Annotated in this window: 13 protein-coding genes; 8 read left to right on the forward strand and 5 right to left on the reverse strand. The window is 67.5% G+C overall.

What is annotated here, in order from left to right; genetic code table 11:
• Window positions 1-101 precede the first annotated feature (101 nt).
• From NO931_RS13960 to NO931_RS13975, 4 genes are all read left to right on the forward strand, one after another.
• On the forward strand, window positions 102-1,016 hold the full coding sequence (locus tag NO931_RS13960; protein WP_256392962.1) for an ABC transporter ATP-binding protein: 915 nt from the start codon (window positions 102-104) through the stop codon (window positions 1,014-1,016).
• Window positions 1,013-1,822, forward strand: coding sequence for an ABC transporter permease subunit (locus tag NO931_RS13965; RefSeq protein ID WP_256392963.1), 810 nt, complete (start codon window positions 1,013-1,015; stop codon window positions 1,820-1,822). The genes NO931_RS13960 and NO931_RS13965 overlap by 4 nt, the downstream gene beginning before the upstream one ends.
• A complete protein-coding gene (locus NO931_RS13970; RefSeq protein ID WP_256392964.1) occupies window positions 1,819-2,631 on the forward strand; it encodes an ABC transporter permease in 813 nt (270 codons plus the stop codon). Before NO931_RS13965 ends, NO931_RS13970 begins: the two co-directional genes overlap by 4 nt.
• A 123-nt stretch (window positions 2,632-2,754) precedes the next feature.
• Window positions 2,755-4,512, forward strand: a complete 1,758-nt coding sequence (locus NO931_RS13975) for a sensor histidine kinase (RefSeq protein ID WP_256392965.1) — start codon at window positions 2,755-2,757, stop codon at window positions 4,510-4,512.
• Window positions 4,513-4,606: 94 nt separating this feature from the next.
• Here the strand turns inward: NO931_RS13975 and NO931_RS13980 are convergent, their stop codons facing one another.
• On the reverse strand, window positions 4,607-4,867 hold the full coding sequence (locus NO931_RS13980; protein WP_256392966.1) for a hypothetical protein: 261 nt from the start codon (window positions 4,865-4,867) through the stop codon (window positions 4,607-4,609).
• 291 nt (window positions 4,868-5,158) lie between these two features.
• On the opposite strand from NO931_RS13980, the gene NO931_RS13985 reads away from it, so the two are divergent.
• The 4 genes from NO931_RS13985 (at window position 5,159) to NO931_RS14000 (ending at window position 7,763) form a co-directional block, all read left to right on the forward strand.
• A complete protein-coding gene (locus tag NO931_RS13985; protein WP_256392967.1) occupies window positions 5,159-5,680 on the forward strand; it encodes a hypothetical protein in 522 nt (173 codons plus the stop codon).
• A gap of 11 nt (window positions 5,681-5,691) precedes the next feature.
• On the forward strand, window positions 5,692-5,958 hold the full coding sequence (locus tag NO931_RS13990) for a hypothetical protein (RefSeq protein WP_256392968.1): 267 nt from the start codon (window positions 5,692-5,694) through the stop codon (window positions 5,956-5,958).
• 76 nt (window positions 5,959-6,034) lie between these two features.
• A complete protein-coding gene (locus NO931_RS13995) occupies window positions 6,035-7,189 on the forward strand; it encodes a hypothetical protein (protein ID WP_256392969.1) in 1,155 nt (384 codons plus the stop codon).
• Window positions 7,190-7,313: 124 nt separating this feature from the next.
• Window positions 7,314-7,763 (forward strand): DUF5518 domain-containing protein, encoded by a 450-nt coding sequence (locus NO931_RS14000; protein WP_256392970.1) that lies wholly within the window; start codon window positions 7,314-7,316, stop codon window positions 7,761-7,763.
• Window positions 7,764-7,871: 108 nt separating this feature from the next.
• Here NO931_RS14000 and NO931_RS14005 read toward each other — a convergent pair whose 3' ends face one another.
• The 4 genes from NO931_RS14005 to NO931_RS14020 all read right to left on the reverse strand — a co-directional run bounded on the left by NO931_RS14005 (window position 7,872) and on the right by NO931_RS14020 (window position 13,686).
• The gene (locus tag NO931_RS14005) at window positions 7,872-9,011 is read right to left on the reverse strand and encodes an ABC transporter substrate-binding protein (protein WP_256392971.1); all 1,140 of its coding nucleotides are present in this window, start codon (window positions 9,009-9,011) and stop codon (window positions 7,872-7,874) included.
• A 224-nt stretch (window positions 9,012-9,235) separates the two neighbouring features.
• Complete coding sequence (gene gdhB, locus NO931_RS14010; RefSeq protein ID WP_256392972.1) at window positions 9,236-10,546, reverse strand: glutamate dehydrogenase GdhB; 1,311 nt, start codon at window positions 10,544-10,546, stop codon at window positions 9,236-9,238.
• 2 nt (window positions 10,547-10,548) lie between these two features.
• Window positions 10,549-10,692, reverse strand: coding sequence for a rubrerythrin-like domain-containing protein (locus tag NO931_RS14015; RefSeq protein WP_256392973.1), 144 nt, complete (start codon window positions 10,690-10,692; stop codon window positions 10,549-10,551).
• Window positions 10,693-10,803: 111 nt separating this feature from the next.
• A complete protein-coding gene (locus NO931_RS14020) occupies window positions 10,804-13,686 on the reverse strand; it encodes a bacterio-opsin activator domain-containing protein (protein ID WP_256392974.1) in 2,883 nt (960 codons plus the stop codon).

Here is a 13,686-nt window from a genome sequence, read left to right on the forward strand (position 1 = left end):
CTTCCCGCGTGGCCTCGGTCGTCGGCGGCGTCCGGCCGACGGTGTTTCTCGGCGTGCAATCCGGGGCTGGTTTTTTCCCACCTGTCTCCGAAGCCGCGGCTATGACGGCTATCTCCGCCGACGAGGTGTCGAAACGGTACGCGACGGTTACGGCGCTGGACCGGGTCAGCCTCTCCGTCGAAGAGGGCGAAATCTTCGGCTTTCTCGGTCCGAACGGCGCCGGGAAGTCGACGTTCATCAACGTCTTGCTCGACTTCGCGCGACCGACCGACGGATCGGCGGCGCTGTTCGGCAACGACTGCCAGCGCGAGGGCGTCGCGGCCCGCGATCGCGTCGGCGTGCTGCCCGAGGGGTACTCGGTGTTCGACCGGCTCACCGGCCGCCAGCACGTCGAGTACGCCGTCCGGTCGAAGGATGCCGAAGATGACCCTGTCGAGATCCTCGACCGCGTCGGCATCCTGGACGCGGCCGACCGCCCGGCCAGCGGCTACTCCAAGGGGATGAAACAGCGCCTCGTGCTGGGCATGGCGCTGGTCGGCCAGCCCGATCTGCTGATCCTCGACGAGCCGACCAGCGGGCTCGATCCCAACGGCGCCGCCGAGATCCGGTCGATCCTTCGCGAGGAACGGGACCGCGGCGCGGCGATCTTCTTTTCGAGCCACATCCTCGAACAGGTCGAGGCGATCTGCGACCGCGTCGCCATTCTGCAGGGCGGCGAACTCGTCGCCGTCGACACGATCGAGGGGCTCCGGCAATCGATCGGCGGCGGCACCAAGCTCCTGATCGACGTCGACGAACTGAACGACGCGACGACCGCAGCGGTCCGCGGCGTCGACGGCGTCGAGACGGTGACGGTCCGCGACGGGTCGACGCTCGAAGTGACCTGCACGAACGACGCGAAGATGGACGTCATGGTCGAACTCCAAGGCCTCGGCGCCGATGTCGTGAACTTCCGGACCGAGGAGGCGTCGCTCGAAGACATGTTCGTCGCGTACACCGGGGGCGGTCGAGAATGAGTTGGCGGGTCATCGCGCGGACCGACGGCGCGCTGGCCGCCGAACCCCGGTCGACCCACCTGCTGCTCGGGCTGCCGGCCGCGACGATCCTCGTCGCCGCGTACCTCTACCCGATACTGGGCGCCGACCCGATCACGACCGCCCGCTTCACCGGGTTCGTCGACGGCTGGCTCGCGACCGTCGTCCCGCTCGCCGGCGTCTTGCTCGGCTACGATGCGGTCGTCAGCGAGCGCGAGTCCGGCGCCCTGTTGCTCTCGCTGTCGCTGCCCCACGGCAGGGACGACTTCGTCCTCGGAAAGGTCGCCAGCCGGGTCGGACTGCTGAGCGGCGCCGTCCTCGCCGCGATGGTCGTCGGCGCCGGACTGGTCGTCTACCCGTTCGGCAGTCTCGCCGCGGCGCCGTTTTGCGGGTTCGTCGTCGCGACCGTCGCGTTCGGGGCGCTCTGGACCAACCTCGGCATCGCGGCGTCACTCGCGACCGCGACCAAGCAGCGCGCGTTCGCGCTGGCGTTCGGGCTGTTCGCGCTGTTCGTGCTGGCCTGGGACGGCATCGCGCGCGGCCTCCAGTTCGGGCTGAACCGGGCCGGCATCGTCGACGGCGCCCTGCCCGGCCCCGTCCAGTTCGTCTTCGATCTCGAACCCGGTTCCGCCTTTCAGCGAGTGACCGCGGGCTTTTTCGACCCGAGCGCGGCCGTCGACGGCCCCTGGTATCTCGGCGAGTGGGTCGCGCTCGCCGTCTTTCTCGTCTGGCTGGTCGGACCGCTGGCGCTGACCTACCGTCGCTTCGCGGGGAGTGATCTGTCGTGAGCTGGCGCACCGTCGCGTACAAGGACGTCCGCGACGCCGGGCGATCGCGGACGCTCTGGGCGCTCTTTGGATTCCTGTCGATCCTGTTCGTGGGCTACGCCGCCGCGTACTCCTACGTCGGCGACGGGTCGTTCGTCGGATTCGTCGGCGGCGTCGTCGGGCTCGTCGACGGCGCCGTTCCGATCCTCGGGATCGTGCTGGGCTACCGGTCGATCTCCGACGATCGGGCCGACGGGAGCCTGTTGCTCTCGCTGTCGCTCCCGCAGTCCCGCAGAGACCTGCTGGTCGGGACCGCGCTGGGACGGTCGATCGTGCTGCTGGTGCCGACGCTGCTCGGGCTGTCGATCGCCGGGATCTACGCGGCCCTGCAGTACGGGACCGAGGGGGCGCTCGCGTACCCGCTGTTCCTGCTCGCGACCGTCCTCTACGGCGCGTCGTTCGTCGCCGTCGGCGTCGGGCTGTCGGCGTCGACGACCGTCGATCGGCGGATCACTTACGGCGCCGTCGGCGCGTACCTCCTGCTGGTGGTTCTGTGGGGGACGCTCGTCTCGTTCGTCGTCGCCGTCCTCCACCGTTTCAACGCCAGTCTCGGTATGCCCGACTGGGCGCTGTTGCTCCAGCTCGTCGAGCCCGGACAGGCGTACGCCCGTCTCCTGCGCGTCGGATTCGACATCGGGCGCGCGGGCCGCTACGTGGGCGAGGGAACGCCGCCGTTCGTCGACTGGTGGGCCGCGCTCGCCGTGCTCGCCCTCTGGATCGCGGTGCCGCTGGCGATCGGCTACCGGCGGTTCGGGAGCGGGGACCTGTGATCGACACGGTCGGTCACCAGCCCTCGCCGACGTCGTGGTTGGACGCCCCGATCGACGCTTCGGCGACCGGAGACCGCCGCGTTCATTACAGACGACTGTCAATACTGCGGGAGAGCTAGAACGATGTCGTTCCTCGGGACGGTCCTGTCTGTCGGCCTCGACGCCGTAGCGGTCGCGCTGCTGGGCTGGGTCACCTGGCGCGCCGTCCAGTCTCGGGATCGTCCCAGCGCGCCACCGTTCGTCGCGATACTCGCCCTGCTGACGGTTCTCGGTGTCTTTTCGGTGCTCGCGGAGCTTCCGGGTACGTCGGCAGTGCCGTTTCTACCGTCGATCGTCGACTTCGGCCAGTTCGGTGTCGGGCTGATCGTTCCGGCAGTGTGGGTCGTGTACGCGCTCAGTTACACCGGTCGGGGGACCGGGCTGACGCGGCCCCGCGTCGCCATGTTTCTGGGGATCGCGGTGCCGATCGTCCTGAGCGCCGCCGTCATCGCCGCCCCGCTTCCCAGGTCCGTCATGGAACCGATGCTCGCGTGGCTTCTCGGCACGGAGATCATGTTTCTGTTCGGCCTGTACGTGTACGGAACCTATCTTCTGATCGGACACGGCTGGAACCACGCGCGGATCTCGAAGCTCCAGATCGCGGTCGTGCTCGCGGCCGTCACGGCGCCGTACTTCTTCGGCGGCGAGGGGACCAGCGAGCCCATCGCGGACGGCGTGACCGTCGGCTTGCTGGTCTCCGGCGTCCTGTTCGCCGTCGCCGTGGATCGCTACCCGGTGATGACCGGGTTCCCCAAGGCAGACTACGTCGCCCGGACGCGAGTCGTCGAGGCGCTCCGCGAAGCCGTCGTCGTGCTCGACTGGGAGGATCACGTGCTCGACGCCAACGCGACGACCGGCGAGCTGTTCGACCGCGCTCCGGCGTCGATGATCGGCGAACCGATCCACTCGATCGTCGACGGGCTGGAGGGAACCGACCTCTCGGCGGGCGCGACGGGAACGGTCACCCTCCAGACGACGAAGGGGCGCCGACGGTTCCAGTTCAGCGTCTCGGCGGTCGACGACGACGCCGGTGAGGATGCCGACGCCGCCGCCGCTGTCGGGGGCGATGCCGACGCCGCCCCGGACGCCGACGCTGAAACCGATGCGGACGCCGACGCCGGACCCGCTGTGGACGCTGAGAGCGGGACCGACCCCGTCGCCCGGACCGTGCTGTTGCGCGACGTGACCGACCGGCAGACGCGCGAACAGCGTCTCTCGGTGCTCAACCGCGTCCTCCGGCACAACGTCCGGAACGAACTCGACGTCGTCCTCGCGTACGCCGATCGCATCGACGACGAGGCCGTTCGGGACGGGATCCGCGAGAGCGCGACCGATCTCGTCGATCTCAGCGACAAGGCCCGGGAGGCCGAGGACGTGATGACCGCCAGCGCGGGCTCGCCCGAGCCGGTCGACCTCGCGGCCATCGCGGCCGACGTGGTCGAGCAGCACCGCGCCGCGGACGCCGACGCCGAAATTGCGCTCTCCTGCCCGGACAAACTGGTCGTCTCCTCGCACCGCTCCGTCGTCCGGCAGGTGCTGTCGGAACTCGTCGACAACGCGATCGAACACGCCGACTCGCCCCGCGTCGAGGTGACCGTTCGGGCCGGCCCCGACGGCGGCGCCGACCTCGTCGTCGCCGACGACGGGCCGGGGATCCCCGACCGGGAGCAGCGGATTCTGGACGCCGGCCCCGAGACCCAGCACGAACACGGCAGCGGCATCGGGCTCTGGTTCGTCTCCTGGGCCGTCACGCAACTGGGCGGCGAACTCTCCTTCCGCGAGAACGATCCTGCGGGCAGTGTCGTGACTGTCCGTCTGTACGACGCCGAGTACGACGCGTGAATCGTCGAAAAAGGGGTGCCGCGACTGAGTCCATGTCAACTGGGGGGTTCAGTTCCGCGTCGCGGCGACGCGCGGAACGGGTAGAGCGCGTTCGTTACCAGTCTTCGGTCCCACCTCCTCGTTCGTTTCGGGCGTCGCTGATGATCTTGTACACGTGAACCGGGACGGCCACGATGCCCAACATCAGGTAGTTGAGCGTGAGGAGGTTGATCACTGCCAGCTTCGTCCGGCCGACGTAGTAGTACGCGACCGGCGAGAGCACGAGCGCCAGCAGGATCGCCACGGGCACTGATTTGTCCGCGATCACCTGTGCGTCGCGTCCGGTATCGTCAGCAGGGGCACTATTCGTCGCCATGGGTGTCAGAGGGATGGACGGAACGGCGCCGATACAGCGCGTATCCGAGAGCGGTCGTGACCGCAACGATGCTCGCAATCCTCGTCTTGCTCACCTCCATGTCGGGATGCTGGATCGATGGGCACATAGCCCCCGAGGCAGGGTCTCAGCGTCAGAAACAGCCCCTCGTTTCAGAGCGCGAGAGGTCGCGCCCGAGGGAACGATCGCGTACCGGCCCCGCGGTGTTTCCCGTCCGGAGAACCGCCCCGCCCGTTTACTGCCGTCCCGGATCGAGTGTCTGTCAAGCGATTCATGACTGCCAAGACACCCGACGACCGCGCTCGACCCTCCAGACGATCGTTCATCGCAGCGAGCGGAACGGCGGTACTGGCGGCGACGGCCGGCTGTACGGCCGTTGTGGACTTCATCGGCGACCGCCTGCTTGAAGAGGTCAACGTGTTCAACGAGATCAATCGACCGGTCGCCGGTTCGATCGTCGTGACCGATCCCGACGGCGAGACCGTGCTCGACGAGACGTTCGATATCGCCCCTTCCGACGACGACGATAGTGGTTCAGGCGGCGACAACGGGTCGAACTCCGGGGAAGACGGCCAAGGGATCGCTGTGTACGACGACGTGTGGACGGGCTCGGGATCGTACGAGGTGTCCGTCGAGCTAGACGGTACCGAGATCGACGGTCAATCCCAGGCAAGCGAGACGGTGACGATCAACGCTCCCGACGAGGAGATGCTCGCCGTCGCGCTCGGGTCCGCCGAGATGGACGACCCGATCGACTTCCGCGTCGGCGAGAGCCTCTCGGACTTCGCGGACTGAGGAAACGACTCGTGACCGACACTCCCGACTCACCGCTCCCGAACGTGATCGTCTCCGCGATCGAACGGTACCGCCGACTGTACTCGGCCGTCTACGTCGAGTCGCCCTGGTTGCGAGGTGCCATCGGCGGGCTCTCCGCGCTTTCGGGAGCGATCCTCGCAGCGTCGCTGACCGACAGCCTTCCGTTTCGGCTGGGCATCATTTTCTGCACCACCTTTGCGCTCGTGTTCGCGCTCTCGGCGCTCTGTAACCACCTCGGGCGTCTCTCGGCATCGTAGCGAGCGCTCCCGGTGTTTCTGGCCCGGAAACTCCGCGTCCCGTTTGATACCCGTAGGACCGCAATCCCGAACTGAAATGGCTCCCCGTACGACGCGACGACGGTACCTCAGCGGACTAGCGATCGCGGCCAGCGCCTCCCTCGGAGGCTGTCTCGGCGACGCCGTAGAAAACGACGACCCCGACGCCGACGGCGGCGACGCGCCGAGCAACGAGTCCGGCGATGGCGAGCAAGACTCGTCAGACGACGACGCCGACGACGCGTCCGGGTCGCCCGCGGCGACGCTTCGACAGTACGTCGAAGCCAGTGCGGAGGCCGACGATCCGGCCGCGGTCGGCGCGTACTTCCACCCCGTCCACCCCTTCCACCCGGACAATCTCGACGCCGACAACGCAGAGGAGTGGCTGCTGAACGACGACTCGGTCGCGGAGATCGAGACCGAGACCGTCGACCGGGACGTGACGCTCGAAGCCGTCCTCTCGGCGCCGGTCCTGCAGGCCTCGGGCGTCGAACGCGACGCGATCGCGGACGCGCTCGAGGGCGAGCGGACGGCGGTCGTCGACGTAACGGTGACCGACGAGAGCGGCGTGACGACCGAGTTCAGCGCCGCGACTGTCACGGCAGACGGCGAGTGGACGATTCTCGCGCGGGCGCTCGGAGCGAGCGACGACGCCAGCGACCCGAGCGACGAGCCGGCCGACCCGTCGCCGTTCGACGCGCGCGTCGTCGACGAGGTCACGTTCTACCCCGACGAGGATCGCGCACGCGTCCACTTCGTCGACTCGCCGGTGGCCGACAGCGTAACCGCCGCGGCGGAGACCGCCTACTCCTCCCGGTCGTCGAGCACGCCCGAGGCGATCACCTACTTCGACCTCTCGCTCGATCCCGCGGGCGACGAGGTGCTCGTGACCGCGACGATCGACGGCGAGACGCGTCCGGTCCACCGCGAGCAGTACCCGCCGTCCGATCGGGCCGTCGACGACGTGACGTTCGACACGGACCGCGACGATGCCCTCCTCGATGCCGTCGCCCGGGTCGAGTTCAGCGGCGGCCAGACGGGCGACCGACTCGCCGTCGCCTCGACGGTTCGGGGCGACGAAACGTCGGTCGAACCGGCCGACACCGTGACGCACCTCACCGTCGGCATCGATCCCGCGGGCGACGAGGTCGTCGTGACGCTGACCGACGGCGGCGAGACAGAAGAGATCCACCGCGAACGATACCATGCGTAGTCGCCCCGAGCGGCCGACCGTCGGCGTCTCGCTCGGGATTCCACCCGGTGCTGCAGTATCACCAATCGTTGTCCGGGACGCTGCCGACCAACAGCTATACGTTAGCAAAACATAATTTGTTCATATGGTCCTGAATGACCTCCTCCCTGACAAACTGAGCGAGGCGTGGCGGTACGCCCTCCTCGGCGGACTGGCATCGATCCCGTTCACGGCCTTCGGCTACTGGCAAACGGGCTCCGAAATGTCGATCGCGCCGGTGTTCTTCGGCGCGATTCTCGCCGGCTTCCTCGCCCAGCGCAAGACCGGAACGAGACGCGGCGTCGGCGTCCGGACCGGCCTCGTCGGCGGGCTGCCGGTGATCTTGATGCTCGTCGACCTGCTGGCGGCGTCGTCCGGCCTGTCCGGCCCCTCGTGGTTCGTCGCGAGCGGACTCGTCCTCGTGATCGGGGCCGCTGCCGTCTTCGGCGTGCTCGCGTTCGCCCTCTCCGCGTTCGTCGGCGCCGTCGGCGCGCGCGTCGGCGGCTGGCTCGCCGGCGACGGCGGCCGCAGTCGTCCGCCCGCGGCCAGCGGATGAGGTGAGGCGGCACCGTTCAACTCCCCCGAGAAGTACAGTTTCGACCGGAGCTAACGTGTCCTCGATGAGCGAGTAGGGTAGTTCACATCCGGCACCCCTGTCTCCCGATCAGATGTCTCCGTTCCGGATGTCCGCGATGCGCTGCCGGCTGTATAGTTGCTCGTCTCGGTCGAAGATATCGGAGAACAACTGTTTTGCGGCGCGCTCCGTTTTCGCGAGATTGCTGATCGGTCCCTGATACATTCCGCCTGCCGGGTATACCTCGCCCGCTTGGACCGCGCTCAGTTGACTTGCTGTGCCGTGGTCTCGGAGGAACTCGAGATACGTCTCGCGGAACTCCGAAGGCGTCCAGTACTTGTCGGTGTAGAACATCATGACCTCGGGATCGATCTCCAAGAGCGTCTCGTAGTCGATGGTACCACGGTCGGACGTGAAACTCTGGATGTCCGAGCCCTCAAACGCGTCAGTCACGCCGAGGTCGTGCCAGTGCTTGTACGCGGTCGTGTCGCCGAGCCGGTAGGGGTAGTACTTCTCCGGTTCGGTTGACGCCGGAGAGAGAAGTCCGATGGACGGGCGCTCGCTTTCGGGCGGCAGTCGCTCCCGTATTCCCGATATGGTCTCGTCGTGGAGTGTCTGTAACGCCTCGAAACGATCCATCCGCTGGAATACCCGTGCGACCTTCTCGGTGGCCTCGTACAGCGAGTAGTAGGGGTAGTCTTCGTGCCACGGATAGGTGGAGAAGCTCGTGTTGCCACAGAAGGGAGCAATCCGTTCGGACATCTCCATAACGTCTGAACGCTCCCAGTCTGGGATGAGGTTGATCATGTAGTTCGGGTCGATGAAGTGGACGTCGGCGTCGATCTCCAGAAGGGTTTCCTTGGAGATTCCGTCCTGCCAGAGTGAGACCATGTCTTCCGTGTTGGTGGAGAGCCCCGGAATATCCTCATAGGGCCACGTCCGGTACTCGCCCGTGAGGACGACCGCGCTCGGCTTTTCCAGTCCGAGCGCGACGCCCATGTCGCCCCAACTGGCGTTCTCCGCGACCCACGTTTCGGGCACGGACTCGAAGTTCACTTCGCCGACCGGCTCTATCGTCACGGAGTACGAGTTCTCTCCCGTTGTCGGGGTAGAATCGGGGGCGCCCCCACCGGTGCAACCAGCGACCAGCCCGCTGCTGACAAGCGCCCCGCCGTACTTCACGTAGTCGCGTCGAGTCAGTACCTCGCGGTCGTTGGCGTCGTCTGCCATATGGTTTAGGCCTGCCTAAGAACATAAAACAGCTTTGGAATTTAGGCTGCCCAAAAACGCCGAGTGTTCGGTACGTGCGTCTGTCCGGAGGCGTTTCAGAGCCGCTCGGCGTCGTCGTCGCGCGCGTCGGCGGCTGGCTCGCCGGCGCCGGCGGCCGCAGTCGTCCGCCTGCAGCCGGGCACTGAATCTCGGAGCGCCCGGTCAGCTCGCCGCAACCGATCGGCTTACGGCCAGAGCCCTCTGGTGTCGTGTGCCTCCGCGATCCGCGAGAGCGCGACCACGTACGCCGCCTCGCGCCAGGTGACGTCCCGCTTTTCGTACTCGTCGCGAACCGCGCGCCACGCGGCGCGCATCTCCGTCTCCAGTTCGTCGTTGACGCGTTCGAGCGACCACGAGCGTCGATTGATGTCCTGCAGCCACTCGAAGTAGCTCACCGTCACGCCGCCGGCGTTCGCGAGGATGTCGGGGACGACGTGGACGCCCCGGTCGGCCAGGATCGCGTCCGCCGTCGAGGTCGTCGGGCCGTTCGCCCCCTCGACGACGATGTCCGCGGCGATCGCGTCGGCGTTCGCCTCGGTGATGACGTTGCCCAGCGCCGCCGGGATGAGCACGTCGACGTCGAGCGTCAGCAGTTCGTCGTTGGGGATCACCGTGTCGGCGTGCTCGGTGACGGCTTCCGGCTCCTCGTCGTGGGACGGCACCGATTGCGTGTCGATGCCGGTCGGATCGTACATCGCCCCGTTCACGTCGCTCACCGCGACGATCGTGGCGCCCCACTCGTCGAGCAGGCGAGCGGCGTTCGCGCCGACGCTTCCGTACCCCTGTACGGCGACCGTCGTCTCCTCCAGCGGTCGGTCGTAGTGATCGCAGATGCGTTCGGTAACGATCGCGACGCTACGGCCCGGCGCTTCTTGTCGCCCCTCGCTCCCGCCGATCACCGGGGGCTTGCCCGTCACGACGCCGGGGATCGTCTCGCCCTGTTGCATCGAGTAGGCGTCCATCAGCCACGCCATCGTCTGCTGGTCGGTCCCCATGTCCGGCGCCGGAATGTCGATCGTGGGTCCGATGACCTCCCGGATCTCCTCGGCGAACCGCCGCGTGAGTCGCTCCTTTTCCTCGGCGCTGAGGGATTTCGGATCGACGGCGATGCCGCCCTTCGCGCCGCCGAAGGGTAGATCCATCACCGCACACTTCCAGGTCATCCACATCCCGAGACCGACGCACTCGTCGCGGGAGACCTCGGGGTGGTATCTGAGCCCGCCCTTGTAGGGGCCGCGGACGCTGTCGTGCTGGGCACGGTAGCCGGTGAACACCTCGACGGTCCCGTCGTCGCGCTCGATCGGCACCGTGACCTCGTGGACCTTCGTCGGGTGTCTGAGCCGTTCGACCACGTTCGGATCGATGTCGAGGCGGTCGGCGGCGCGCCCGAGCTGCCGACGGGCCGTCTCGACGGCTGACTCCGGCTCGTTCGACGCCGATGTCTGGGTCGACGATCCCGTCGCTCCGTCGTCGCCAGTTCCCGAGTCGGCGGCCATAGTCACTCGATCGGTGTCCGACGATTTCGCATCTCGCCGCCGCAGTCGGGGCAGTGGTCCGGGTTGTCCGCTGACCGGACGATGTTGCCGCACTCGAAGCATTCGTAGGGGCTCTGCTCGTCCGGATCGACTTTCACGTCTCTCATTGTTGTTCACGAGCGCCGGCGTTCGTCCCCGGTCGCTCTACAGAGAATAATCATTGTATAAGGGAATATTCGGCTGTTTGTTACCGAACCTTCGGATATCTTGATGGTTCGTTATTGAACCTCGCCGGAGGCAGCGGCGACCGGTCGGTGGCTCCCTTCGAACAGCGCGGCGAACAGCTTCCGCTGGGCGGCGCGGACGTGCTGGTAGAACGCGGGCGGCGAAATGTCGAGCATCGCGGCGACATCTTCTCCAGTGCTGTCACGCGGCGACTCGAAGTACCCGCTGTAGTAGGCCGTCTGGACGACTTCGAGCTGGCGGTCGGTCAACTCGTCGACGAACCGGGCGTAGAGGGTGCGCTCGGACGCCCGATCGATCGAGTGCTTGGCCCGCAGTTCCACGTCCGAAAACGTTCCGCGGACGATCTGAGTGACCGTCCGAACGTCGATGCTTCCCGGCACATCGATGGCGAGCGTCGTCGCGGCCGGGTCCGCCGTCACTTCGCGAACGACGGCGCCGTGGTCGGCCAGTTCCAGCGCGAGGAACGGCTCCGCGAGTCCGAGCCTGAGGACGCCACCCGTCCCGTCGGCGCTGATCGTCCGGATCTCCTCGACGGCCACCAGTTCGTCGGCGGCCGCCGCGACGGCCTCGACCGAGCCGTCGTCGACGGTGACGAACACGTAACTGCCCTCGGCGGTCTGCTGGACGCCGCCGTGATACGAGAGCGTACACTCGGCGTCCCGCGCGAGCCGCGACAGGACGAACGAGGGATCGTCGACCGCCAGCTCGACGCGCGTCATCGACGTCGTCAGGAGCGCGTTCTTGCGCTCGATGGCGCTGAGTGCGGACGCGATCGTCTCGCCGAGCTCGACCAGGACCGCCCGGGCCGTGTCGTCGAACGCGTCCCGGGTTTCGGCGTACACCGTCAGGACGCCGTGGGTGATCTCGTTGTAGCGCAGCGGGATGCTCAGCGCGGAGAGGTAGTCCCGGACGAGCGCCTCCTTGCGCCACGGCTCCTCGCGGAGATCGGCAGCGACGTTGGGCACCATCGTGGCGTCGCCCGTCGCCGCGGTGCGGGCCGCGGGCTCGGTTGCCGACGGCGTCACGTCGAACGACCGGCTGTCCAGGTAGCCCTGGCCCTCGCCGGCCCACGCCCGCGGCTCGACCGTCTCGCTCGCCTGGTCGACCGCGCCGATCCACGCGAAGCTGAACCGGTCGTCGTCGGCCAGCAGCTCGCAGACCGTGTGGTCGATCTCCTCGCGCGTCTCGGCCTGGACGATCGCGTGATCGATCTCGCGGATCGTCTCGTTCGTGCGATTCAGCGCGGTGAGCTGTTCGTTTTGCTCCTGAAGCGTTCGCTCCTGTTCGCGCAGCCGGGACTCCCTCGCGACCCGATCCAGCGCCGCCTCCGCGGTCGCGGCGAGCAGGTCGACCAGTTCCCTGGTCACCCGGCTGAACGCGTCGACCGTCGACGAACCCGCGACGAACACGCCGTGATCGCCCAGCGGGATGTACGCCGTGCTGCGGAGGTCCGTGGCCCGATTTTCGAGTCGGTCGGCCTCGTGGACGTCCTCGAAGAACAGTGCTTCGTCCTCCACGAAGCTGTAGCTCGGGAGCGCGGTGCCGTCGACGTGGACCGTCGGGAGCGGGCCGTTCAGCTCCGCCATCGCCGGCGAGTGCGCGGCGGGTCGGAGATCGTTTTCCTCGCCGTCGAACAGGTAGACCGCGCTCGCGTCGACGTCGGCGACTTCCGGCGTGCTGTCGACGACGTGCTGTGCGATCTCCTGGTCGGTCCCCGCGTAGAGGAACTCCCGGGCGGTCTCTTGTAGCGTCGCGAGCGCGTCCTCGCGCTGCTTGCGCTTGGTGATGTCCCGACAGCTGTAGAGGAGCCGGCCGCCCTGGATCGAGACCTCGCGGACGTTGACCAGCAGCGTGTGCTCGCGCCCGGCCTTGTCCGTCGCGGTACACTCGATATTTTTGAGGACGCCTTCCTCGGCGAGTTCTTCGCGATCGAATAGATCGCCGCCCAGCAGGTCGTCGATCGTTCCGCGCTCGCGGATCTCCTCGGCGGTGTAGCCGAAGATGAAGTGCACGTTCGGACAGACGTACGTGTACTCACCGTCCCCGTCGGTGATCAGGACGGTGTCGGTCATGTTGTTGAGCGTGACGCGATGGAGCTCCTCGGAGCGCCGGAGCTCGCGTTCGAGGCCCACACGATCACCGATGTCGACGCCTTCGACGATGATCGAGGTGAGCTCGCCTCGCTCGTTCTCGACCGGTCGTACGGACAGGTCGATCACAGCGGGATCGTCGCCGTCGCGAGGCTGCGAGACGACTGCGTTGCCGAACGTGCCGTCGAGCGCCGTCTCGACGATTTGCCGGACGTCGTCGCGGATCGCGCCGGTTCCTCCCCACCACGGCAGCGTCCAGAACGGCTCGCCCGCGAGGGCCGCGATCTCCTCGTCGACCATCTCACGCGCTCGACCGTTCGCGCGTACGAGCGATCCGTCAGCGTCGAGCACCCACGTCGCCGTCCGATCGTCCTGAAACATCGCCTCGAACTGCCTGGCGCGGTCGCGTCGGGTCGCGGTTCGACGCGCTGACCGGACCGCGCGTTCGGTCCGGCGGAGCAGTTCGGTCACGGTCTCCTCGCTCGGATCGTCCACGGCGACGTAATCGGTGGCGCCGGCGCCCATCGCTGCGCTGGCGACGGTATCGTCGCCCGACGCTGCACCGAGAACGACCGGCAGCGTCTCGGTCTCTGCGCGAATCTGTTCGATCAACTCGACGCCCGTGGTCCCCGCGAGCGCGTGCTCGCTCACGACGCCGTCGATCGTTCCCCGGCGAACGGTGGCGAGCGCTTCCGTCGCCGTTCGAGCCGTCTCTACGGTCGCGTCGACGTCCGACGATAGCCGGTCCGCGAATCGGTCGAGCCACTCGAACTGCCCGACGAGCAGGAGCCGGGACGACTGCAGGATGGACGTCGAAGCAGTCAT

This window comes from Natronoarchaeum rubrum, from assembly GCF_024494695.1.